Below are 22241 nucleotides of genomic sequence, written 5' to 3'. Positions count from 1 at the left end.
ACTGCAAGGGCTACAAAGCTTGTTCAGCGCACGGTGATGCCGCATCAGCCGTTTCGCTACGCTGGGCAGTATGCTGACGGTGAAACGGCTGCTCTATGTTCTGCTACTACCCTTTGCGCGCAGTCGGGCGACAGCAATAAGCCGAGCATGGGGAGAAGAAAAAGAACTGGTTGCGGCTGGAGGAGGAAGCCGGGACTGGACGGCCGCTGAACGCGAAGTAATACTAAGTACAAAAAATAATCGCCAATTATCGTCGGTTATGTCCGAAATGGGCTATACAGGCCATCATATCAATAGTGTGAAAGGGAACGGTGTTTTAGGAGGAAAATGGCAAGGCGATCCAAGGAATATTGTATTTCTCCAGAATGCTAATCATCCAAGCGGCTATGATGAACATTTACATGGTTTGCAAGGTCACCGAGGAAGTTATGACACTCCAGGTAAAGGACGATTGATAGACCGTAACCTGACCCGTAAGAATTTAAAGAGCTGTCAATAATATCAGTGAATGTGATAAATATGAGGTGTTATTATGAGTGAAATTGAAGAGTCATTAAAAAAATTTGTTGCTATTTGCAATAAATATTCACTGTCCGGGAGTTTCAATATCGTTAATGACATTGACAACGTATTCCCCTCCAACTTACCTCGCTCGGCAGAGTTGGATTATTTATATGGAAAAAATAATCCTGAGAAGTTAAAAATAGAAACAGGTTTTACGCCAATTAAATTTTATTCAGTCAGCGAACTTGCGAAAGCTCAAAGTGGTTATGAATACTTACCAGATAATTATCTTGTAATTGGCGATGATTTAGGTGGTGGTAAGCCTATAATTGCTGTTGTAGATGAAGGTAATACCTCTATTTATGCGTCTTATGACGTAGTTGAACCGTTTAAAATAGCTGACAATCTCTCTGGCTTTTTACTTTCTCTAACAGAACTCATTGATTTGGTATATGGTTATTACGATATTTTTGATATAGCAGATGATAATGATGAAGTAAAAAAAGATTTTATGGATGAGTTAAAGGTAAGGGTTGTTCCATTTATCGGAGATGAAAATTTCAATGCATTTTATGATTATTTTTATGGGTGAATCTCTGTGTTTCCTTTGATGGGGGATGTGGGAGTATAATTATACGGGCCGTCTTGTAGGTGGTCCGCCTGATTATTTTTGATCTATAATACGATGCTTGATATTATTTTCTTGGAGAAATTATATTATTCCACGTCAGATGAAAGGTCATGAGCTAGTCAGCAAGTTACAGTTGAGTTGATAAGAAAATTTGACCCAGCCTGCGTGTGAATAACTGCACCCACTTTGCCTTCATCCCCATCTCCAGCGCTAATCGGGAGTTAGCCAATTCTACTACATCAATATCCGATTAGTCTCGCTTGATATCTACTGTAAGGACATTTCCCTTCGTAAATGCAAGCCTCATGCCGGTGCTAATTATTACTGGTACCTTTTCCGTATAGCTGCGATCGGTATATTGGGGGTAATATTCACTTTAAGAGCAAAAGACCGGTTCATTAATGAAGATGTAAATGTTTGCCGGTCAAATGACTTAGAAAGTTAAATAGGAACGGTATTTTGCTCCGCCCCCCAAAAAAACAGCATCCTATCTGCAATCAGGACTGTTTTGCCGCTTTACTCTGTGGGCAATCGTTGCCGCCCTGCATCACAACTTTTTCACTGCGCGAAGCATCGCCATACACGCATAACGTACCTTCATCGGTATGAATTTGCTCTTTCAGCGGCAGGGACGTTTCCTGGGCGATGGCATAGCAGGAGAGCGCCGGGAAAAGGGTGAGGGCACTTATGAACAGAAAGGTTTTCATCATCTCGCTCCAGAACAGGGATAACGTTTACTGTGTTATCACACCCTTAAGCCGGCAATCGCTGCGTACCCGCTAGCTTTTTTCCATCACCGACTGGCGAGGTGTGAGTTTACCAATCACGGGGGAGAGCTCTGACGTGCGAACAGGTCGGCCATCCACCAGGCTTTTAATGCGCTCAACGCACTGAGTGAGCAACTGATCCATTGGCCACGAGATACAGGTCAGCTGTGGATAGAGCTGGGTTGCCAGAGGCGAATCTTCCAGACTCAGCAGCGATACTTCCTGCGGAACGGAAATGCCAAATTCCCGGAACAGACGCATCGCTTCAGCGGCATAGGCATCACGTTTAACCACAATGGCGGAAAACTTGCTCAGGCTGTTGATAAGCGTCAGCAGCGCCTGTTCAACATCTTCATTCGCCGTTAACACCAGCTGGCGATTAAACGGCAAAGAGTAGTTTTGCAGGACGTTGCGATAGCCTTCCACCATCTTTTTACTGTTGTCATCGTGTTCGCTGTCAATCACCAGTGCGATATTGCGATGGCCCTTGCCCGTCATGTAACGACAGGCGCTTTCCGTCGCAAAGGCAAAGTCATATCCCTGAGGTTTCGCATCCACCACGGGACGATCGAAGGAGATAACATTCTCTGCGCTACCGGCCGCAACCGGCCCAAAGACTACGACAGCAACGCACTGGCGCTGAAGATCATCAACGGTGACAGCCTGCTCAACAGGGTCGTTTACGTACTCTACGATGAGCGTTTTATTCAACGCTTTCATGGCGCGGGAGAGCGCAGGCAGCAAACGTGCTCCGCTGCTTTCATCCTTCGCAGAGAGAACCAGACCAACGTAGCTTGATGACTGACTTGCCAGGTTTTGCGCGGCAAAGCTTGGGCGATAATTAAGCTCTTCTACGGCGCGCAGCACGGCTTCACGGCTCTCTTCGCGCACGCCGCGCGTCCCCGTCAACACGCGTGAGACGGTTGCTCGTGAGACATTGGCTAATCGTGATACATCGTCAATCGTTGGCATAGCATTTTCTGCGTGGTGGGTTTTGGTTATCTTAACATAACCCACCTTAAGAATCTTAGCGCCCCCCACAGGCGGTTTCACGTCTGCGCGGCGTGCAAACCCGGTAGCCACGCCGCGCCACGCACGCCACTGGCGTCGCCGTAACGGGCCGGGACGATACGGGTACGGCAGCTTTCCGAGAAGATGTAGGGCCTGATGGCGGCCGGAAGTTCGTCGTACAGCTGGCTGACATTTGATAACCCACCGCCCAACACAATAACCTGCGGATCAAGAATATTGATCACCGAGGCCAGACTGCGGGCAAAAGCGTCGATAAAGTGTCGCCAATGGGCCCGCGCGGTCAGGTCTCCCTGGGCCGCCGCTTCAATGATGGCCTGCGCGCTCAGTTCGCTGGGATAACGGCGGGCAAAGCCGGTGCCAGAGATAAAGGTTTCGATACAGTTATGTTTCCCGCAATAGCAGGACTGCGCCGGACCATCCGTCTCGGGGGCATAGCCAGGCAACGGGTTATGTCCCCATTCGCCAGCGATGGCGTTTGGCCCCTGAAGCAGACGCTTATGTACCGCCACGCCACCGCCGCATCCGGTACCGACAATTACGCCAAAGACGGTTTCTGCTTCTGCGCCTGCGCCATCAACCGCTTCAGACAGCGTGAAGCAGTCCGCGTCATTGGCTATCCACACGGGCTGATTGAGCTGCTTTGCTAAATCATGCTTCAGGTCGTGACCGTTGAGCACCAGGCAGTTGCAGTTTTTAATCAGCCCGCTTTGTGGGTCGATGGCCCCCGGCAGGCCAATACCGATACTGAATGGCACTTCACTTACCGCGCGCGCTTCGCCGATAAACGCCAGCAGATGGTGCATAAAGGCGTCATAACTCTCTTTTTGCGTCGGACGACGCTCACGCCAAAGGCATTCGCCCTGAGGCGAAAGCAGGACGGCTTCCATTTTTGTGCCGCCAATATCGAGTCCAAGATAGTGCATACGTTCCTCGAAAAGGAGAGGCCAGCGCCTCTCCTGAATGGTTATGCCTGACGAGTGCGGTACAGTTCGATCAGCTCCGTCACCAGTTCTTTCGCCAGAATCGAGGTCATCAAATGATCCTGAGCGTGCACCATCACCAGCGTCATTTTGGTTTTGCCTTCCCCTTCGTCAGCTTCGATCAGTTGGGTTTGCACCAGATGCGCTTCACGGCCGAAGTGCGCCGCCTCTTTCATCCGCGCGTCGGCTGAGGCAAAGTCACCTTTTTTTGCGAAGCCAAGCGCTTCGTAGCAGAGACTGCGTGACTGACCGGCATTGATAATAATGCCCATGACCTGTTCTTCTAATTCCATCAGTAACCTCTGTGTTTTCACTATCAGGCGGACTGTGCCGCTTCTTCAGATTGTTCAACCGCATTTTCATGCTCTTGTTCCAGCAGCTGCTTCTCGTACGCTTTGAGGAACGGGAAGTACATGGCCGCTGAGGTAACCATGCACAGCAGGCAGAGGATCACCGGGCTAAAGCTCCAGTTGGCCGCCCAGGATGCGCCGATAGGGGCAGGCGTTGTCCACGGTGTCATCGAGACCACGCGACTGACCAGATCGAAATCAAGGGCAAAGTAGGCGAGGGTGGCGTTGACCATCGGAACCAGCACGAACGGCAGGAAAAAGAGCGGATTCATGATGATAGGGGCACCGAATAAAATTGGTTCGTTGATATTAAACATCCCCGGCACCACACCCATACGCCCAATGGTACGCAGATGCACCGCTTTGCTGCGCAGCAGCAGTAACGCCAGCGGCAGCGTGGAGCCGACCCCGCCAATCAGCAGGTAGTGATCCCAGAATCCCTGAACATAAATGTGCGGGATCGCCTGACCGGCAGCCATTGCTGCCTGGTTAACCGACAAGTTCGCCATCCAGAACGGGTTCATAATTCCGGTGACAATCAGCGCGCCGTGGATGCCCGCAAACCACAGAACCTGGCACACCAGCACCGAGAGCAGAATGGCAGGCAGCGTATCGGAGGCGGCAACCAGCGGTTTCACCAGCGACATAATCGCTTCCGGAATAATCATGCCGAGCTGAGCCTCAATGAAGAGGTTGAGCGGATGCAGAGTGACAACAATTGCCAGCACCGGGATCAGAATTTCGAACGAACGCGCAACGCCCGTAGGCACTTCTGGCGGCAGGCGGATGGTAATATTGTGACGCTTCAGGAAGGCATACAGCTCGGTAGAGTAGATAGCCACCAGAATGGCCGTGAAGATCCCTTGCCCGGAGAAATAGGCGGTAGAAATTTGCCCGTCTTTTAACGGCGCAGCCACCAGCAGAAATGCCATTAGCGACAGCATGCCAGCGGTAAGGGCATCCAGATCGTGATGTTTGGCCAGGCTCGCGGCGATCCCGACTGAAATGAAGATCGTCATGATCCCCATGCTGAAATTGAACGGCAGCATCAAAGCTTCACGGTGATCCAACGAGAATTGCAGCCATGCCCGGGCGAAACCCCAGGACGTGTCGGGTGAGAAGGGCGGGAAAATAAACACCAGCATAAAGGAACCGACGATCATGAACGGCAGGGCGGTGATAAAGCCGTCACGAATCGAGGTCACATACTTCTGCTGCCCGACGGCGCCTGCCATCGGGGTAATTTTCTGTTCAATGACCTGGATAAGTTTCGCGTACAGAGAGCTCATGGGTTTTCCCTTCGTTATTTGTTATCTATCAGGGAGAGGGCGAAATCGAGAACGGCGCCCCCTTTTTGCATGCCGTAATCCATCATGTTGATAGGCTCAACACGGATCCCGTATTTATCAGCTTGTTTCTGAAGATCGCTTTGCATGTACTTCACCTGCGGTCCAAGCAGCACCACCTGATAGTGACCGACCTGCTCGGCGAATTCGGCCACGCCAAACGCTTTGATCTCCGCTTCCAGGCCACGCTTTTGCGCTTCGTCGACCATTTTTTTCACCAGCAGGCTGGTGGACATCCCGGCAGAACAACACAACATGATTTTTTTCATAACGTCTCCTTTGAACTTATGGCTGGAATATAGTCATCATGGAACAAAACGGAAAGCGCTTTCCGTTGGTGGATAAGGTAATTGTGACCGCGATCACCTGAGGGAATCTTTCACTTTGTCCGGATGTGCGAGATCATCGCGGCTATTCACGAACTATTAAGGTCGAGTTATGAACATTCATTTGATGAATGTTGCTGTGGATTTGATTGAGCAACGTCTCACACCAGCAGCCAATATAATCACCAGAAATCAACATATTACCGCGATGAGGGACGGCTTTTCCCTCGCCATGCCTTTTGTGATTGTGGGAAGCCTGATGGTGCCGCTGCTGTTTCCACCGTTCGCCATTTCAAGTGCATCGCGCCTCGGACACGTCTATCTGCTGCTGCGTCCGATGCTGTTGCCAACCTTTGAGCTGACGCTCGGACTGGTGGCGCTGATTGTCGCGTTTGGTGCCAGCGCCAGTCTGGCCAAGCAGTATCAACTGCCGGAACGGCTGTGTGGACTCACCGGCTGCCTCTCCTTTTTGCTGTTCATTGGCTTTCGGGATAACGGTGCAACGAATATTTTTCTGGGCGGGATGGGGCTTTTTACTGCGCTCATTTCAAGCGCTTACTCTATTGAAATAATAAGGTTTTTCTACAAAAGAGGGTGGTGCATTCGTCTGCCGGAGGAGGTACCGGTGATGACGCGAAATGGTTTCCAGCTGCTGATGCCGCTGCTGGTGATCATGCTCTCCATTAGCGTAATGAATGCCGTGATGCTGCAGACGACCGGACAAATTTTGCCGCAGCTGATTGGCGAGGCGTTACGCCCGCTTATCGTGGCATCTGATACCCTTACGGCGGTGCTTATCTCCTTGTTTCTGTGTAATCTTTTATGGTTCGTCGGTATTCATGGCGCCCTGATCATTACGGGCATCATGAACCCGTTCTGGCTCACCTATCTGTTTGAAAACCAGCGGGCCCTGGCCGCCGGGGAAGCCGTGCTGCCCCATATTTATCTGCAGGGATTCTGGGATTTTTATCTGCTGATTGGCGGTATCGGCTCTACGCTGCCGCTGGTCTTTATGGCGATGCGAAGCCGATCCCGGCAGTTGAAGAGCGTCGGGAAAATTGGCCTTCTGCCGTCGCTGTTCAACATTAACGAGCCGATATTGTTTGGTTTTCCCGTCATCATGAACCCGGTTTTTTTACTGCCCTTTGTGTTTGTACCACTGATAAATGCCTGTATAGCCTGGTATTTAACCCAGCTTGGCGTGCTCGACAGAGCCGTCGCCATGCTGCCCTGGTCTATGCCTTCACCGCTGGGCGCAGCCTGGTCGGCGAACGGCAGCTGGAAAAATATGTGCATGTGCCTGTTCGCCTTTTTCAATGCATGGATGCTCTATCGCCCCTTCTTCAAGGTTCATGAACGCCAGTTGATGCAGCTGGAAAAATAATCCCCGCCTCCCTGCTTCTGCCCATTTCTGATGGGTAGAAGATTATTTCGTGACATTCTTCACAAAAATTTTCTCTTTGATCTTAAATTTGTGATTCAATCCGGCAAACATGGAAAGCGCTTTCCGTTTGTGGATGTACATTTCCAGATTTGATCCTTACATTTCCCCTGCAAGTTTAACCGTGAAAATAAAAATTCAAAGGGAACCTATGCAAACGTTAATGAAATCAATACCTCTGTCCTTGATTGCTCTTACTGTCATCAGCGGTTATGCCAGCGCCGATGAGAAATATGATTTCGCCCTCCACGGCTATTTACGCTCGGGTATTCTTGCCAATAGCGATGGCAACCGGGTCGATTCGGTGGGGCTGATGCCTGACGGGAAATGGCGTCTGGGTAACGAAGAAGATACCAAAATTGAGCTGATCCCGACGGTGACGCTGAAGTCGGATTCAGGTGCAGTCGCACGTATTCAGGCCAACCTGACGCACCAGACCAAATGTACTGCCGACTGGAACTGTACTGACGATGACGGCAAAGAGACCCAGTTCCGCGAAGGGTTTGCTGAATTAACGAATCTCGATTTTGCCCCGGACATGACCTTCTGGGCCGGTAAACGCTATAGCAGCTCCAACCTTTCCAGCCACCAGTTCGACTGGGAGTACATTCAGTACAACGGAACCGGGGGCGGGTTCGATAACCTGGACTTAGGCTTTGCGCGCTTTGATGCGGGTGTGTATGCCTTCTCGACCACCGACGAAGCCAAAGCTTATCCGCTAGATCTGGGGGATCAGGGCTATCCGGACGACTATTCGCTTAACCTGTGGTTTAAAAAGATCGGCGGCACCGGGCTCGACGTCGAACTTATCGGCCACCACATGAACCGCAATGAAAACCATCCTACCTCGGCTGAGAAGGGGTACGGCGTGACGGCGCTGTACAACTTTGACAGCTTCTACGGCCTGACCAACGGATACTCCCGCATCGCTTTCCAGTATGGCAAAGGCCTGGCCGCTGCGGATTCGCTGGGTAAAAACGGCTGGGGCTGGGCAAACCTTGAGGATACGCAATCCTGGCGCGTCGTGCTGGACAGCATGGCCAACCTGGGTGACGTGGAGGTATCGACCTTTGCGTTTTATCAGAAAGACAAAAACTACCGCTGGTGGACCAACGACGATGACGGCTGGGGACGCTCCATGTGGGTCGCGGGTATCCGTCCGTATCATCAGATAACCAAAAACTTCGCCATGCAATATGAGGTGGGCTACGAATATCTGGATGATAAAAACTACATGGGCGTAAACGGTAAAGGGAAAGGTGGCCTGACCAAGGTGACCATTGCGCCGACCCTGACCTTTGATTCAGGTTTCTGGAGCCGTCCGCAGCTGCGCTTCTTTGCCACCTACGCAAAATGGGATAAAGGCGTCTCGGATGCGATGGACAGAAATTACGACTGGAGCACTGGCACCCTGAGTCCGGGGGGATATTCACGTAGCGGCGATACCGATACGCTGAATTTTGGTGTGCAGGCTGAAGTCTGGTTCTGAGGAGAAAAGAGATGGCTTTCCCGATTCGAAAACTGCTTCTCGTCTCCTTACTCTCCGCGCTGGGAAGCGCGGGGGCTCTGGCGGCTGAGCAATCCCATTTTGAACACTTTATTACTCGCGATGGCGCAGCGTTAAAAGATGGCGATCGCGTCTTTCGCTTCGCCGGGATCCACGCCCCGGAGCTGCATCGTATAGAAGATGACGCGCGCGGAACCTGTAAGGCCGATCCGCGCGGCTGGGGGCAATACTTTAGATGGCCGACTGCTGAAGAGCAGGAGAACTGGATCAAAGCGCTGGTGCAAACCGGTGCTAAAGCACAGCGCGTATATGTGCTTTCCGTGCAGCAGGAAAATGATGCCGCCTGCGGACGTGAGACACATATTCTGGCACCGGCAACGCCGGACGGCATGCCGCGGCTGAATGAAACGGCCATGAAAGTGTATGACAACATGATTGCCGAGGCGGATAAGCAGGGGCTGCGCCTGATTCTGCCGTTTATTGACCACTGGTGGTGGTGGGGAGGACGCGAACAGCTGGCCGCGTTTTATCATGAAAAGCCGGAAGATTTTTATCGAACTGACAGTAAAACCTACCGTGCTTATCAGGATGTGATCCGTCAGGTGATTACCCGTACCAACACCATTACGGGACGCCATTACTACGATGAAAAGGCGATCATGGCCTGGGAAACGGGTAATGAGCTGGAAAACACCAACGCTGATTTCCTGCAGAAAACGTCGGCCTGGATCCGCAAGTGGGCGCCCCATCAGCTTGTCGTCGATGGTACCTATAAAAAGGTGAATGATTTCGCGCTCAACGATCCGAACGTCGACATCATCAGTAACCACTATTACACCAACGCCGAGAACAACCACCCCGAGCAGGTTCGTAAAGATCTGGAGGCGATTGGCGGCAAAAAGGTCTATCTGGTTGGCGAATTTGGTCTGCTCGATCAAAAAGACCTTAACACTATCATGCAGGCCATTGTGCATACCGAGGTCAATGGCGCGCAGGCAGCGGGGGGCTTTATCTGGGGCTTCCGTGGTCATCGCCATGATGGTGGTTTTTACTGGCACAAAGAGTTTACCGGGCACTACAGCTACCATCTGCCTGGCTTCCCGGTCGAGGGCAAAGCAAACCAGGAGATGGAGGTCGTCAATCTGGTGCGAACCGCCTCGGCGCAAATGGCGGGGCTGAGCCAGGCGCCAGCCCTGCCGGTCCCGGAAGCACCTAAGCTGCGCGAGAGTAACTCACCGTTTGCCATTAACTGGATGGGATCCCCCGTCGGGCGTTATTACGATGTGGAGAGAGCGACTCAGCCACACGGCCCGTGGACCCGCGTTGGTCAGGATATCTCTGACGGCAAAAATGAGTGGGATCCGGCAAAAATGGATCTCTTCCGTGATGACTATCGCAGCCTGACGCTGGGCCAGACTTACTACTACCGGGTGATCGCAAAGAACGAAAGCGGTCAGTCTGCGCCTTCAAACGTGATTCGCCTTGAGCATACGCAGAAAAACCTGCCGCCGGTCATCACTCTGCAGGATGCGCTCTCTACCACCGTGGATAAAGGCGTTCAGCTCACCGCGGCCTGGCAGGATGACAATCTGCCGGAGCCGAAGGTCAGCGTGGCATGGCATCACGAAGGCAAGGATAACGTCCACTTTTGTGACAGCACCAAAGCGGAAACCCGTGCCTGGTTCTCGGCTCCCGGTGACTATGCGTTGACCTTTACCGCTGACGATGGACTGCTGAAAAGCAGCAAGACGGTAAACGTTAGCGTGAAGGCCGCGGCGGGACCCGTGCCGGCGGACTACTGTCATTTTGGCGGCGGAACGCTGGACGTCAGCAAGGGGAAACTGAACATTACCAAGAGCGATAAAGATACGTTAGCGATTGGTGAAGACGGTTTCCTTGGTCCTTTTGCCAATGACGGAGACAGCGTGACCTGGCAGGTTAACGCCCCCTGGGACGGTAAGTTTGCCCTGCACGTGAAATTTAACGGCAAATGGGGGAGTAAGAAAAACTCGTTCATTGTGAACGGCGGAACGCCGGTGAGCATTGAATTCCCGCAAACGGATGAGAAAGGCCAGACGATGATCGTACCGGTCACGCTCAGGGCAGGGGACAACACCATTAGCTTTGGCAAGTTCTCTGGCGACTGGGGATATATGTTCATCAAATCAATTGAAGTCACTGCAGAGTAGTTATTTGGCTGCCCTGTTCGGGGCAGCCCTTTTTTTCATTCAGGAGGCGTTATGAACCGGTATCAATTCCCGGAAGGTTTTTTTTGGGGCGCAGCGGCATCAGGTCCGCAGACGGAAGGCATAGCCAATAAGCCGCACCGTTCTGTCTGGGACAGCTGGTTTGCCGAACAACCGGAGCGTTTTTTTCAGCAGATTGGTCCGCAGCACGTTTGTGAAACCTACAGTAAATATAAAGAAGACGTTGCCCTGATGAAGCAAACGGGGTTTAACTCGTTTCGAACCTCTATTCAGTGGTCGCGTCTGATCGATGATTTCAAAACCGGACAGCCAAACCGCGACGCCGTCCGCTTCTATAACGATTACTTCGATGAAATGATTGCCAACGGCATCGAGCCCATCATCAATCTTTACCATTTTGATATGCCCGAGGCGCTGCAAAAAGCATATGGCGGATTTGAGTCATCCTACGTAACCGAGCTTTTTGCCCGCTTCGCCCGCACCGCGTTCGAGCTGTTTGGCCATAAGGTGAAATACTGGATAACCTTTAATGAGCCGATCGTGCCGGTGGAAGGCGGTTATTTATATGACTTCCATTATCCGTGTAAAAAAGATGGCAAACTGGCGGCTCAGGTCGCCTTTAATATTATGCTGGCGCACGCCAGGGCGGTGAATGTCTACCGTGAAATGGGCTTGCCGGGTGAGATTGGTGTCGTGCTCAACCTCACGCCTTCTTATACCCGCAGCGACAGCGAGGCCGATAAAAAAGCGGCCTGGTATGCCGACCTGCTGTTTAACCGCAGCTTCCTCGACCCGCTGGTTAAACATGAATTCCCCAAAGAACTGTGCGAAATCTTAACCGCAAACGGCTGCTTACCAGAGGTTTCACGGCAGGATGTGGAGACGATCCTGCAGTCGAGAATTGATTTTCTGGGGGTGAATTATTATGTGCCGAGAAGGGTGAAAGCGCGGGAAAGCGTTTACGCGCTCGATTACTTCACGCCGGAAGTCTATTTCGAAAATTACATTGATCCTCAGGGACGGTTTAACCCTTATCGCGACAATAACGAGATCCACCCGGAAGCTATCTATGACATTGCCTGCAATATTCGCGATAACTACGGCAACATCAAATGGTATCTGGCGGAAATTGGCATCGCGATGGATCTGCAGTCCGAAGGGCCGGTGCAGGCCGATGGCGTGATAGATGACACCTTCCGTATCGCTCTGATGGAGGAACATCTGGCTCAGCTGCATCGTGGTATCGCTGACGGCGCCAACTGTTTTGGTGTTCATCAGTGGACCTTCATTGATAACTGGTCCTGGATCAACAGCTTCAAGCGGCGATATGGCTTCTGGCGTCTGGATTTAGCCACCGGGGAGCGACAAATCAAACGTAACGCATTGTGGTTTGCGCAGCTGGCGGCTGAAAATGGCTTCACCCCTGGCGAATGTGAAAAGGATACGCAATGAGTCAGCCTTTTTACCGGATGCGTAACGGCATCAAAAATTACGCCTGGGGCAGTCGCGTAGCGCTTAATCATCTTTTTGGCCTGCTCAACCCTGACGATCAACCCCAGGCCGAGGTCTGGATGGGAAGCCACCCCGCAGGCTGCTCGGAGATTGAAACCGATACAGGGTTACGCTCTTTACAGGACCTTATTTCACAGAGGCCGGCAGAGATGTTGGGCGCGTGCGCGGGAGAAACTGCGGGGCAGTTGCCCTACCTGCTGAAGTTGCTGTCAGCGGAGCGCGCACTGTCGCTGCAGGTACATCCCAATAAGCGCCAGGCAGAAGACGGGTTCGCCCGTCAGGGCAACCTGCCCGGAGAGGATTACACCGATGCGAACCATAAGCCCGAGCTGGTTTTTGCCCTGACGCCTTTTATGGCCATGAACGGCTTCCGGCCGTATCAGGAGATTGCTAATCACTTTTTGCGCCTGGATGCCCCGGCCCTGACGTCCGCGCTGTCGCTGTTTCGCAACAACCTGCATGCTGAAGGGCTTAAGGCCTTTTTTACGCGTCTGATGGCGCTTGAGCCGGCGGAAAAAGAGGGCGTGCTGACGTGTCTTGAAGCGCGACTTGCATGCGGGGTGTTTGCTCCGGTAGCGCCCTTTATCGAACGGCTACTGCGAGACTACCCGGGGGACATCGGGGCTCTGGCCCCGCTGTATCTGCACTGCATTACGCTTGCGCCGGGTGAGGCGATGTTCCTGCGCGCCGGTACGCTACATGCTTATGTGAATGGTACGGCAGTTGAGGTCATGGCCAGTTCTGACAACGTGCTGCGTGCGGGCTTAACCCCCAAGAACATCAACGTGGCAGAATTGGTGCGCTGTACGGTGTTTGACGAAACCCCAGCCGACCGCCTCAGGATGCATCCGCAGCGGGAAGAGGGGATGCAGCAATACCCGATCCCGGTAACGGATTTTCGCTTTAGCGTCATTGAACATTGCGAGCAGCAAAACATCCGGACAGACCGTGCGCAAATTCTGCTGGTGCTGAAGGGGAGTGCCACGCTCAGCCACGCCGAGGGTGCCACCATGACGCTGAACGCCGGTCAGTCCGCGTTCATCCCGGCGGTCACAACCTTATGGACGTTGACTCAGCACGGGCAGTCTTGCCTGGTAAGCTGATGACGTAAGGCTTTCACTGCCGTGTGCAGGCAGTATGTCGGGCATAAAAAAGGCTGCTTATCGCAGCCTTTTTACATTTAGTTTTTCGGGAAGATCCACACGTGCTTTTCAGGCAGCGAAAGGTGGCAGTGCAGCGGGTCCCGGGCCTCGTGACCATAGGCGCGAATGACAAAATCATCCCCCGGCGTGCGGAACAGGTATTCCCAACGGTCACCGAGATACATGCTGGTCAGTAACGGGAGCGCCAGCTGGTTTTCCCCCGGCCCCTCGACCACCGCCACGCGCTCGACGCGGATCACCGCGGTGGCGTCTTCACCGCTTCGTACCCCTTCACCGGCCTGGCCCCACAGCACCCAGCCTTTGCCTTCGATACGCGCTTTGCCGTCGCGTACTTCCGTTACCTTGCCGTGCAGGCGATTATTGCTGCCCATAAACTCAGCGGTAAACAGCGTTTTCGGCGAGCCGTACATCTCCTGCGGTGTGCCCTGTTGCTCGATTTTACCGTTGTTAAGCAGCAGGATACGGTCGGAAATCGACATCGCCTCATTCTGGTCGTGCGTTACCATCAGCGCGGATAAGCCCAGCTTGATAATCAGTTCACGCAGGAATACGCGAGCCTCTTCGCGCAGCTTGGCGTCGAGGTTAGAGAGCGGTTCATCCAGTAAAATGACCGGCGGGTTGTAGACCAGCGCCCGGCCAATTGCCACGCGCTGCTGTTGTCCACCGGAGAGCTGGTGCGGGTGGCGTTTGCCCAGATGGCCCAGCCCGAGCTGGTCCAGCACGTCCTGTACGCGCTGCTGGATCTCTTTGGCCGGAACCTTGCGCAGCTTGAGCGGATAGGCCACGTTTTCAAAAACGGTTTTGTGCGGCCACAGCGCATACGACTGAAACACCAGGCCCAGGTTACGCTCTTCCGCCGGGATCTCACTGCGCGGCGTGCCGTCATAGACTTTGTTTTTGCCAATGATAATCGAGCCCTGAGTCGGTTTTTCCAGGCCCGCCACCGCACGCAGCAGGGTGGTTTTCCCGCTGCCGGATGGCCCCAGCAGGGACACCACTTCGCCGCGGTTGAGGTTCATGGAGACCCCTTTTAAAACAGGATTGTCACCGTAGGTCAGGTGCAGATCGTTAACCGCTAATTCAATCATGTATTTTGACTCCGAAACGAAGGGCAATGCCCAGACCTACCACCACCAGCAGGATGTTAATAAAAGAGAGCGCCGCCACAATATCAATGGCTCCCGCGGCCCAGAGGGATACCAGCATTGAGCCGATGGTTTCCGTGCCGGGTGAAAGCAGGTATACACCCGTTGAATATTCGCGTTCAAAAATCAGGAACATCAGCAGCCACGAACCGATAAGGCCGTAGCGGGAGAGCGGGATCGTGACATGGCGGGTGATCTGGCCACGCGTAGCCCCCGTACTGCGGGCGGCCTCTTCAAGCTCCGGCGCGACCTGCAGCAGGGTGGACGAGATGAGTCTCAGCCCATACGCCATCCAGACCACCGTATAGGCCAGCCAGACGCTGAAAATGGTGCTGCGCAGCGAACGTAGCCAGACAATCAGGTTTTCGCGCATCCAGTCGCTCCAGGCGAACCCGGAAAGCCAGCCCGATTTCAGCGAGTTATCCAGCCACATTGGCAGGAACAGGAACACCCAGAGAAAGGCCAGACCCGCGAGCAGGCCAGGCACGGCGCGCGGCACCAGGACGCTGTAATCCAGGAAACGCGTGGTATTGTCCGGTTTGCGGTGCATGGCGATACCGACAAACAGGTAGCACGCCACGGCCAGCGCGCCGCCAATGACCCCAATGGACATGGAGTTGACGATGGCGCGCAGCAGGTTCGGCTGCGCCCATATCGTGCGAAAAGTACTCAGGGAAAGCTCGTCCCACAGCGAAACGCCCACGCCCCAGTTTGAGATAAACGCGCGCAATACCACGCCGAGCAGGGGAACGCCGATCGTGACGGTAAGCCAGAAGGCGACCACCGCGCCCGCCACCCAGCGCCATTTACCCAGAGGTAAGGCCCGGGCCTGAGACGCTTTGCCTTTCATGGTCACGAATCGGTTGGCGGTACGCATCAGGCGACGCTGCAGCATGACCAGCGGAATGGTGATACAGATAAGCACCACCGCAACCGCCGCCATCAGGTGGTAGGAAGGGGTACCAAGCTTGTTGGTCAGCTGGTACAGGTAGGTTGCCAGCACCATGTTGCCTTCCGGATCGCCGAGGACCAGCATCAGACCAAACACTTCAAGACCGAGGAAGAACAGCAGAACGATGGCGTACAAAATGGACGGTCGCACCATCGGCAGGCTGACCGAGGTCATCACCTGTAACGGCGACGCACCCGCGGTACGTGCGGCCTCTTCCACATCGGAACCGACGCTTCGCAGCGCGGACGAAATATAGAGATAGGCATGCGGAACATGCGTCAGGCCAGCAATGACCACGATGCTCGACATGTCGTAGATATTCCACGGTACGAAACCAATCAGCGCCTGCGCCCAGAGGGATAAAAAGCCCACCGGACCGGCGGCCACCACGTAGCCGAATCCCAGCACCATTGGCGACACGAAAACCGGAACGAGGATCAGCGGTTCAATCAGGCGGCGGCCGGGCAGGTCGGTACGCACCATCAGAAAGGCCAGCACGCCCCCTAACGGAATGGCGATGATGACCAGCCCGAAAGCGAGAATAAAACCGCTTTTCAGCGCCTTATAGAAATCAGGGTCGGTGAAGATAAAACCAAATGATTCAAGGCTCCACTCTTTTGCCGGTGAAAAGAACGGGGCGGACAAGAAGCTCTGTATCACGATAAACGACAGCGGCGTGTAGATAACCAGGGCGGTTATCAACACGACAATACCGCGCGGCAGGCTTTGCCACTTTCTGCGTAATGTATTCATGGGGTATCCCTGGTGTTGCAGCCCAGCAAAACGAACTCAGGTAACAGGAGCGCGACGACCCGCGTCGCGCTCAGACGCTTATTTGGCGGCGGCGGTACGCCACTGTTTGATGTACTCCAGGCGTTTTTTCGGCTGCAGATACTCCAGCAGGCTTTCATCAACCGGGATAGGTTTCAGCGCATTGCCGAGCACTTTCGTCAGGCCGTCGATATCATTTTTGCCGTCGATATCGTTACGAATGGACGGGATATCCGCCTGGCTTGCCAGAATACTTTGTCCTTTTTCAGACAGGACGTAGTCCAGCCACAGTTTCGCGGCATTGCTGTTTTGCGCCTGCTGGCTGATGAACGACACGCGTGATAACACCAGGGTGTAATCTTTTGGATAGGCGATCCCCAGCGACGGATCGTTCTTCGCACGCGCTTCCGCGTAGGAACCGAGGATATTAAAACCGATCAGGTTTTCCCCTGATGACACCCTCTCCATCATGGTGCCGGTTGAAGACTGAACGGCTAGGCCCCCTTTGGCGATATCGGCCAGGGTTTTGAAGTAGTTAGGATCGGCCTTGTGATCCTGCACCGAGAGCATAAAGCCCAGACCCGATTTTTCGATGTCGTAGGTGGTGACTTTGCTCTTGAATTTATCCGTCTGGCTGGCAATAAGCTTAGCCAGCGCCGCATGGGAATCTGGCACGTCGCCCGCCGGGATCAGCCGTTTGTTGTAGATAAACACGACGGGTTCATAGGTGGTGCCGTAGGCTTTATCTTTCCAGACCGCCCATTTCGGCAGCTGGCTTTGCTCCGGTGATTTGTACTCCATGGCGTAGTCGGTAGCGAGCTTCAGCCCGGTGTCCATGGAGGAGCTCCAGACCACATCGCCGCTACCGCCACCCGAGGCCTGTTCGCTGATAAAACGGTTGTACAGCTCGGTGCTGTTCATGTCGTTATATTCAACTTTTATGCCCGGATAGGTTTTTTCGAAGCCCTCAATCAGCGGCCCGGCAGCTTTGGTGTCGGTGGTGGAGTAGATCACCACTTTGCCCTCTTTGGTCGCGGCATCGACCATTTTTTGATAGTCAGCAGGATAGCCCTGCGGCAAAGCAGACAGTGCGGAAGCAGAACACAGTACGGTAGCGGTAATCAGAGAAATTCGGAAGATGTTCGACATTATAGTTAACCTTTTAGTTACATTTGAGGAACTAATTGTCAACATAGCGTATGGCTCCGCGCCGACAATAGGGGGGCGCGGGTTGCGGTTCCGAAGTGTGATTGTCGGCGTCGTTTCAGCAATTAACACCATAAAATCCGCGACGCTTAGCAAACGAACGGTTGCGGATTACGTTTTCTCCGCCGCTTTGCGGTAAAGCCTTCTGGGATGACCGATATTGCCATACAGCATTTCGATGCTGATTAACCCACTTTCCACGCAGTATTCCAGATAACGGCGGCCCGTGGTTTTGCTGATCCCGACGTATTCCACCACCTCTTCCACCGACATTGTTTTTTCGGGGTGTTCCGCAAATAAACGCTTAATACGGTCCAGGGTGTGGGGCTCAATACCCTTTGTGGACGGGGTCTGCGAGGTGTCCGCGGCGGGGAGGTTAAACAGGCGATCCAGCGCATGCTGGTCGACAACCTTCACCTGCTGCACGGTGTGGATGAAACGCATAAAACGCTCCAGCGAGGCGTGCAGACGCTGGAAAAAAACGGGCTTAATCAGGTAGTCAAACGCGCCGCTGCGCATGGCATGGCTACAGGTCTGCATATCGCTGGCTGCGGTGATAAAGATCACCGAGCATTCATAGCTTTTCAGGAGCGGGTTATCGATTAACGCCACGCCTTTACCGTCCGGGAGATAATTGTCCAGCAGTATCAGCCTCGGCTGATGCTGGCGTATCAGGTTACACGCCTGCTCAATCGACGCGGCAATGCCCACCACGCGCAAATGGAAATTTTGCTCGATATACTCGCGATGCAGTTCCGCCAGGTGCGGCTCATCCTCAACAATCACAACATCAAGTGCTCGGGTCGTGGTCATGCGTTAGCCCTGTCGAACGGGGAGTGGATTGGGAATAAACACAGAGAATATCGTGCCTTGAGGAGCGTTATCCGTTATCTCAATGCTGCCGCCCGCCTTGTTGATATAGCCTGCCACCAGAAACAGGCCAATACCGTGCTCTGTGCCCACAATGTCGTTCTCGCTTTCCGGCTTACTGCTGAATCCCTGGCGGAAAAGATGCGGTTTCATCGCCTCATCCACCCCGCAACCCCGATCGGCCACCTCTATCAGCAACTCCTGGTTGCGATCGGAAATGTAAAGCTCTACAGGTGCGGGAACCGGGGCTTTCAGGGTGGCGTCAACGGCGTTATCCAGCAGGTTGCCAATCACCGACACCAGCTCCGTTTCCGTGATGCTGGCAGGCATGCGGGTGAGCTGGCAGGCGGGATCAAACTGCAGTTCAACGCCCTTTTCCCGGGCGCTGACATATTTCCCTAGCAGCAATCCGCACAGGGCCGGCGAGACAAAATGGGCTGAGACGAAGTCCAGCACGCGCTGCGCTCCTTCTGACTGTGCCTGGATGTAACGGATCGCCTCGTCATAGTGTTTCATCTGCAGCAACCCCACCAGCGTGGCGGTCCAGTTCAGCTGTTCATGACGCATAATGCGCAGGTTATCCGCATAGCGTTTAATCTGGCTTAGCTGGCTGCTGAGAGTGTTGATATCATTCTTGTCGCGAAAGCTATAAACCCAACCGCTTTCAACACCAGGTTCAACCTCAATCGCCACGCGGTTCACAATCACCTCGCGCTGGTTAAGCACCGCAATCTGGTCGTGGCTGCCGCGGCTAACCGAGGCGTAGCGCTGAGATAAAAAACCGGGGGACGTTTGCAGAACGTCTTCCAGCGGTTTGCCGATAAGCGCTTTCTCACTTTGATGAATATCCAGCATCTCTCTGGCGGCACGGTTAATTAAAATCAGCTGCTTTTCTTCATTGACGGCAAATACCCCTTCATACATTGCTTCCAGCAGCGCGCGTTGCTGTAAGACCAGTTGCGCAATATCTTTTGGCTCAAGGCGGAACATCTGCTTTTTAAGATTGCGGGTAAACAACCAGGAAAAAATAAACAGTAACAGCAACAGACCCATACCGTATAACCCGGACTGCCAGAGAATACGCGCATTGATATTAGCAATGTACGACGTCAAATAACCGACCGAGACAATCCCAATCACCTGATGCTGCGCATTAAAGATGGGCGCTTTGCTGCGCAGTGATACCCCAATCCCACCCTTACGCACCGAAATAATTGTTTTGCCTTGTAATACCTCCGCATTATCCCCGCCGATCATCGGTAAATTGATGCGTTCCGGTGATTCTGAATGATAGAGATGCTGTTCCCGGGTATCGCCAATGACAATATAACTGGCATCACTTTCGGCCCGTATAGGCTGAATTAAACGGGCGATGGCGGGGATATTTCTGGCCGCGACGTTTTCCGCCAGACCCGGCATCAACGCGATTTCGCTGGCCTGAACCCGGGCGCGCTGGCCGAGATCGTGATGCAATTGCCGGTCAATAAAATGAAACAGGATGGTTCCCAGCAGAACTAACAGCAGGCAGGAGAAGCACACCAGCGCTAAAAAAAGTTTTACCTGAAAAGAGAGTCTGCGTTTCATACGACCTGACGCGGGGAGTCTGATTAGAGCGGTCTGCGCAGACTGACATGAGGAAATGGGGGATGCAATCTGGCGAAAACAGAGTTGTGACCTGGCTTTTCGTTTTGGGGGTTATAGCTATCAGGATCGCGTAAGGCTATGCTTCATTCAGCACCCGAATAATTACAGAGGCAATGTCGTGGATAAAGCGCTACTGGATGCAGGCTACCGGGCCTATACCGGAGAGAAAATTGACGTTTACTTCAACACCGCGATCTGCAAACACTCAGGAAATTGCGTGCGCGGGAGCGCTAAGCTCTTCAACCTGAAACGTAAACCGTGGATTATACCGGATGAAGTGGACGTCGAAACGGTTGTACATGTGATTGATACCTGCCCGAGCGGTGCGCTGAAGTATCGCCAAAAATAAGCGAGGAACCATGGATATTCTGGAAGGCCATAACAAGTTTTACGTCAACGATGCTGACGGTAACCAGGTTGCAGAGATTGTCTTCGTACCGACCGGTGAGCATCTGAGCATTATTGAGCACACCGATGTGGATCCGAGCCTGAAAGGGCAAGGTGTGGGTAAAAAGCTGGTGGCAAAAGTGGTCGCGAAGATGCGCGGTGAAAATCGAAAAATTATCCCGCTATGCCCGTTTGCCAAACATGAGTTTGATAATACGCGGGAATATGACGATATTCGGGCGTAGAAACACACCGGCAATGGCCGGTGTTTTTTCATCCGATCTGTTCAAACAGCAGCACCACCGCAATCACTACCATCATTCCCCCTGATGCTCTGCTCACCAGACGCGCGGCCTGCGGGCGGGTGGCCAGGATGGCTTTTGAACCGTATCCCACCAGCAGATAGACCAGCGTACAGGTGATGAGGTGTAGCAAGCCCAGCGCGGACATCTGCATCGCAACCGACCAGCTTCCCTTCGGGTCAGTAAATTGTGGAAGCAGGGCCAGGAACAGCAAAAAAACTTTCGGGTTAAGGCCGCTGATACATAATCCCTTCACCGCCCACTGTTTCCAGTTTGCCGCCGAGGTTGTGGCGCTTTCCGGTGCGCCAGGAGCGCGTAACAGTGAGATACCAAGCCACAGCAAGTAAAGCGCTCCCGCTATCGTCAGCCCGGATAATGCCAGCGGATGTTGCGCCATCATGACGCCCACGCCCGCGACCACAATCAGTGTCGCCAGCAGATGCCCGGACATGAGGCCCATCACTGCGGGTACCACGCGCCGCCCGTGGATGCCGGCGCTAATAGCGTAAGCCCAGTCGGCGCCCGGCGTCATGATGAGCAGGAAAGACACCACCCAAAACCCAGCCACAATACTCATTTCCATCGTCTGTAAAACTCCAGAATTACGCCCGTCAACAGAGAGAAAGCATATCGGTATCCGGACGAAATGAGTTTTCAATGTTATGCTCAAAAGACGGTGAAATTGACAAAATCTTCCACATGGACAGCATCGATCGAAAAATTCTTGCGCAGTTGCAGGCTGATGGCCGTTTATCTCTTACGGAGCTGGCTGAACGGGTGAACCTGAGCCTCTCGCCGTGTCACCGGCGCGTGCGGGCACTGGAGCAGAGCGGGGCCATTACGGGATACCGGGCCAGTCTCGATCCCGCCAAAATGGGGTTTAACTTTCTGGCGATCGTGTTTGCGACGCTGAAAGAGGGCGACAGAAAGGCGGTGAGCGCATTTGAGGAGGCGGTGGAAGAGATCCCGCAAATTGTGCTGGCGCAGCGTTTATTTGGCGATCCTGATTATCTGATGCACGTCGTGACCCGCGACCTGCCGGCTTTTCAGAAACTCTATGATGAGAAGCTCTCTGCGATGCCCGGCGTTCAGCATCTTCGCTCAACGCTGGTCATGAAAACGGTCGTGCAGGACAGGCCGTTTCCGCTCGACATCTCAGGGCGTGACGAATAACGCGCCCGGCAGAACGCCGGGCGCA

22 protein-coding genes are annotated in these 22241 nt (G+C 53.5%); 10 read left to right on the top strand and 12 right to left on the bottom strand.

Going from position 1 to position 22241, the window contains the following annotated elements; translation table 11 throughout:
* The first annotated feature begins 70 nt into the window (after nucleotides 1–70).
* Together AM379_RS24545 and AM379_RS03595 are read left to right on the top strand one after the other, a co-directional pair.
* Nucleotides 71–499: a hypothetical protein gene (locus AM379_RS24545; protein ID WP_139108123.1), complete on the top strand. Its 429-nt coding sequence runs from the start codon at nucleotides 71–73 to the stop codon at nucleotides 497–499.
* A gap of 33 nt (nucleotides 500–532) precedes the next feature.
* On the top strand, nucleotides 533–1096 hold the full coding sequence (locus tag AM379_RS03595) for a hypothetical protein (RefSeq protein ID WP_106503469.1): 564 nt from the start codon (nucleotides 533–535) through the stop codon (nucleotides 1094–1096).
* A 536-nt stretch (nucleotides 1097–1632) separates the two neighbouring features.
* Here the strand turns inward: AM379_RS03595 and AM379_RS03590 are convergent.
* The 6 genes from AM379_RS03590 to AM379_RS03565 all read right to left on the bottom strand — a co-directional run bounded on the left by AM379_RS03590 (nucleotide 1633) and on the right by AM379_RS03565 (nucleotide 5879).
* Entirely contained in the window at nucleotides 1633–1845 is a 213-nt protein-coding gene (locus tag AM379_RS03590) for a hypothetical protein (protein ID WP_080765218.1), read from the bottom strand.
* A 69-nt stretch (nucleotides 1846–1914) separates the two neighbouring features.
* The gene (locus AM379_RS03585; RefSeq protein WP_025203317.1) at nucleotides 1915–2874 is read right to left on the bottom strand and encodes a LacI family DNA-binding transcriptional regulator; all 960 of its coding nucleotides are present in this window, start codon (nucleotides 2872–2874) and stop codon (nucleotides 1915–1917) included.
* A gap of 77 nt (nucleotides 2875–2951) precedes the next feature.
* The gene (locus AM379_RS03580) at nucleotides 2952–3857 is read right to left on the bottom strand and encodes an ROK family protein (RefSeq protein WP_106503468.1); all 906 of its coding nucleotides are present in this window, start codon (nucleotides 3855–3857) and stop codon (nucleotides 2952–2954) included.
* Nucleotides 3858–3898: 41 nt separating this feature from the next.
* On the bottom strand, nucleotides 3899–4228 hold the full coding sequence (locus AM379_RS03575; protein WP_072126471.1) for a PTS lactose/cellobiose transporter subunit IIA: 330 nt from the start codon (nucleotides 4226–4228) through the stop codon (nucleotides 3899–3901).
* Nucleotides 4229–4230: 2 nt separating this feature from the next.
* Nucleotides 4231–5553, bottom strand: a complete 1323-nt coding sequence (locus AM379_RS03570; RefSeq protein WP_014171498.1) for a PTS sugar transporter subunit IIC — start codon at nucleotides 5551–5553, stop codon at nucleotides 4231–4233.
* Between the two features lie 14 nt (nucleotides 5554–5567).
* Nucleotides 5568–5879 carry a PTS sugar transporter subunit IIB gene (locus AM379_RS03565; protein WP_014171497.1) on the bottom strand — a complete coding sequence of 104 codons (312 nt, stop codon included), beginning with the start codon at nucleotides 5877–5879 and terminating at the stop codon, nucleotides 5568–5570.
* Between the two features lie 169 nt (nucleotides 5880–6048).
* On the opposite strand from AM379_RS03565, the gene AM379_RS03560 reads away from it, so the two are divergent.
* The 5 genes from AM379_RS03560 (at nucleotide 6049) to manA (ending at nucleotide 13706) form a co-directional block, all read left to right on the top strand.
* Nucleotides 6049–7320, top strand: a complete 1272-nt coding sequence (locus tag AM379_RS03560) for a PTS sugar transporter subunit IIC (protein ID WP_020883745.1) — start codon at nucleotides 6049–6051, stop codon at nucleotides 7318–7320.
* A gap of 208 nt (nucleotides 7321–7528) precedes the next feature.
* A complete protein-coding gene (locus AM379_RS03555) occupies nucleotides 7529–8866 on the top strand; it encodes a maltoporin (protein WP_106503467.1) in 1338 nt (445 codons plus the stop codon).
* Nucleotides 8867–8877: 11 nt separating this feature from the next.
* Entirely contained in the window at nucleotides 8878–11073 is a 2196-nt protein-coding gene (locus AM379_RS03550) for a CBM35 domain-containing protein (RefSeq protein ID WP_106503466.1), read from the top strand.
* A 51-nt stretch (nucleotides 11074–11124) separates the two neighbouring features.
* Nucleotides 11125–12543 carry a glycoside hydrolase family 1 protein gene (locus AM379_RS03545; RefSeq protein WP_032678911.1) on the top strand — a complete coding sequence of 473 codons (1419 nt, stop codon included), beginning with the start codon at nucleotides 11125–11127 and terminating at the stop codon, nucleotides 12541–12543.
* Complete coding sequence (manA, locus tag AM379_RS03540; protein ID WP_047743579.1) at nucleotides 12540–13706, top strand: mannose-6-phosphate isomerase, class I; 1167 nt, start codon at nucleotides 12540–12542, stop codon at nucleotides 13704–13706. Before AM379_RS03545 ends, manA begins: the two co-directional genes overlap by 4 nt.
* Nucleotides 13707–13783: 77 nt before the next feature.
* Here manA and AM379_RS03535 read toward each other — a convergent pair whose 3' ends face one another.
* The 5 genes from AM379_RS03535 to AM379_RS03515 all read right to left on the bottom strand — a co-directional run bounded on the left by AM379_RS03535 (nucleotide 13784) and on the right by AM379_RS03515 (nucleotide 20294).
* Nucleotides 13784–14854 carry an ABC transporter ATP-binding protein gene (locus AM379_RS03535; RefSeq protein WP_020883751.1) on the bottom strand — a complete coding sequence of 357 codons (1071 nt, stop codon included), beginning with the start codon at nucleotides 14852–14854 and terminating at the stop codon, nucleotides 13784–13786.
* Entirely contained in the window at nucleotides 14847–16616 is a 1770-nt protein-coding gene (locus AM379_RS03530; RefSeq protein ID WP_020883752.1) for an ABC transporter permease, read from the bottom strand. Before AM379_RS03530 ends, AM379_RS03535 begins: the two co-directional genes overlap by 8 nt.
* Nucleotides 16617–16694: 78 nt before the next feature.
* Nucleotides 16695–17783, bottom strand: a complete 1089-nt coding sequence (locus AM379_RS03525) for an ABC transporter substrate-binding protein (protein WP_020883753.1) — start codon at nucleotides 17781–17783, stop codon at nucleotides 16695–16697.
* A 168-nt stretch (nucleotides 17784–17951) separates the two neighbouring features.
* Nucleotides 17952–18653 carry a response regulator gene (locus AM379_RS03520; RefSeq protein ID WP_014171487.1) on the bottom strand — a complete coding sequence of 234 codons (702 nt, stop codon included), beginning with the start codon at nucleotides 18651–18653 and terminating at the stop codon, nucleotides 17952–17954.
* Between the two features lie 3 nt (nucleotides 18654–18656).
* A complete protein-coding gene (locus AM379_RS03515; RefSeq protein WP_032678909.1) occupies nucleotides 18657–20294 on the bottom strand; it encodes an ATP-binding protein in 1638 nt (545 codons plus the stop codon).
* Between the two features lie 178 nt (nucleotides 20295–20472).
* Between AM379_RS03515 and yjdI the strand changes: the two genes are divergently transcribed.
* Both yjdI and AM379_RS03505 read left to right on the top strand, forming a co-directional pair.
* A complete protein-coding gene (yjdI, locus tag AM379_RS03510; RefSeq protein ID WP_020883756.1) occupies nucleotides 20473–20703 on the top strand; it encodes a 4Fe-4S mono-cluster protein YjdI in 231 nt (76 codons plus the stop codon).
* Nucleotides 20704–20713: 10 nt separating this feature from the next.
* Nucleotides 20714–20986, top strand: coding sequence for a GNAT family N-acetyltransferase (locus AM379_RS03505; RefSeq protein WP_047743577.1), 273 nt, complete (start codon nucleotides 20714–20716; stop codon nucleotides 20984–20986).
* Nucleotides 20987–21014: 28 nt separating this feature from the next.
* Here AM379_RS03505 and AM379_RS03500 read toward each other — a convergent pair whose 3' ends face one another.
* Nucleotides 21015–21626 carry a LysE family translocator gene (locus tag AM379_RS03500; protein WP_014171483.1) on the bottom strand — a complete coding sequence of 204 codons (612 nt, stop codon included), beginning with the start codon at nucleotides 21624–21626 and terminating at the stop codon, nucleotides 21015–21017.
* A gap of 116 nt (nucleotides 21627–21742) precedes the next feature.
* On the opposite strand from AM379_RS03500, the gene AM379_RS03495 reads away from it, so the two are divergent.
* Entirely contained in the window at nucleotides 21743–22216 is a 474-nt protein-coding gene (locus tag AM379_RS03495) for an Lrp/AsnC family transcriptional regulator (RefSeq protein WP_032670215.1), read from the top strand.
* The last annotated feature ends 25 nt before the right edge of the window (nucleotides 22217–22241 follow it).

This window comes from Enterobacter cloacae complex sp. FDA-CDC-AR_0132 (genome assembly GCF_003010695.1).
Taxonomy (GTDB): domain Bacteria; phylum Pseudomonadota; class Gammaproteobacteria; order Enterobacterales; family Enterobacteriaceae; genus Enterobacter; species Enterobacter ludwigii.
This window is presented reverse-complemented; position numbering and strand designations above follow the sequence as displayed.

Bases quoted from the DNA above. Each gene is read 5' to 3' on its own strand.
- AM379_RS24545 (WP_139108123.1), top strand. From the start codon at position 71: ATGCTGACGGTGAAACGGCTGCTCTATGTTCTGCTACTACCCTTTGCG.
- AM379_RS03595 (WP_106503469.1), top strand. From the start codon at position 533: ATGAGTGAAATTGAAGAGTCATTAAAAAAATTTGTTGCTATTTGCAAT.
- AM379_RS03590 (WP_080765218.1), bottom strand. From the start codon at position 1,845: ATGATGAAAACCTTTCTGTTCATAAGTGCCCTCACCCTTTTCCCGGCG.
- AM379_RS03585 (WP_025203317.1), bottom strand. From the start codon at position 2,874: ATGCCAACGATTGACGATGTATCACGATTAGCCAATGTCTCACGAGCA.
- AM379_RS03580 (WP_106503468.1), bottom strand. From the start codon at position 3,857: ATGCACTATCTTGGACTCGATATTGGCGGCACAAAAATGGAAGCCGTC.
- AM379_RS03570 (WP_014171498.1), bottom strand. From the start codon at position 5,553: ATGAGCTCTCTGTACGCGAAACTTATCCAGGTCATTGAACAGAAAATT.
- AM379_RS03565 (WP_014171497.1), bottom strand. From the start codon at position 5,879: ATGAAAAAAATCATGTTGTGTTGTTCTGCCGGGATGTCCACCAGCCTG.
- AM379_RS03560 (WP_020883745.1), top strand. From the start codon at position 6,049: ATGAACATTCATTTGATGAATGTTGCTGTGGATTTGATTGAGCAACGT.
- AM379_RS03555 (WP_106503467.1), top strand. From the start codon at position 7,529: ATGCAAACGTTAATGAAATCAATACCTCTGTCCTTGATTGCTCTTACT.
- AM379_RS03550 (WP_106503466.1), top strand. From the start codon at position 8,878: ATGGCTTTCCCGATTCGAAAACTGCTTCTCGTCTCCTTACTCTCCGCG.
- AM379_RS03545 (WP_032678911.1), top strand. From the start codon at position 11,125: ATGAACCGGTATCAATTCCCGGAAGGTTTTTTTTGGGGCGCAGCGGCA.
- manA (WP_047743579.1), top strand. From the start codon at position 12,540: ATGAGTCAGCCTTTTTACCGGATGCGTAACGGCATCAAAAATTACGCC.
- AM379_RS03535 (WP_020883751.1), bottom strand. From the start codon at position 14,854: ATGATTGAATTAGCGGTTAACGATCTGCACCTGACCTACGGTGACAAT.
- AM379_RS03530 (WP_020883752.1), bottom strand. From the start codon at position 16,616: ATGAATACATTACGCAGAAAGTGGCAAAGCCTGCCGCGCGGTATTGTC.
- AM379_RS03525 (WP_020883753.1), bottom strand. From the start codon at position 17,783: ATGTCGAACATCTTCCGAATTTCTCTGATTACCGCTACCGTACTGTGT.
- AM379_RS03520 (WP_014171487.1), bottom strand. From the start codon at position 18,653: ATGACCACGACCCGAGCACTTGATGTTGTGATTGTTGAGGATGAGCCG.
- AM379_RS03515 (WP_032678909.1), bottom strand. From the start codon at position 20,294: ATGAAACGCAGACTCTCTTTTCAGGTAAAACTTTTTTTAGCGCTGGTG.
- AM379_RS03505 (WP_047743577.1), top strand. From the start codon at position 20,714: ATGGATATTCTGGAAGGCCATAACAAGTTTTACGTCAACGATGCTGAC.
- AM379_RS03500 (WP_014171483.1), bottom strand. From the start codon at position 21,626: ATGGAAATGAGTATTGTGGCTGGGTTTTGGGTGGTGTCTTTCCTGCTC.
- AM379_RS03495 (WP_032670215.1), top strand. From the start codon at position 21,743: ATGGACAGCATCGATCGAAAAATTCTTGCGCAGTTGCAGGCTGATGGC.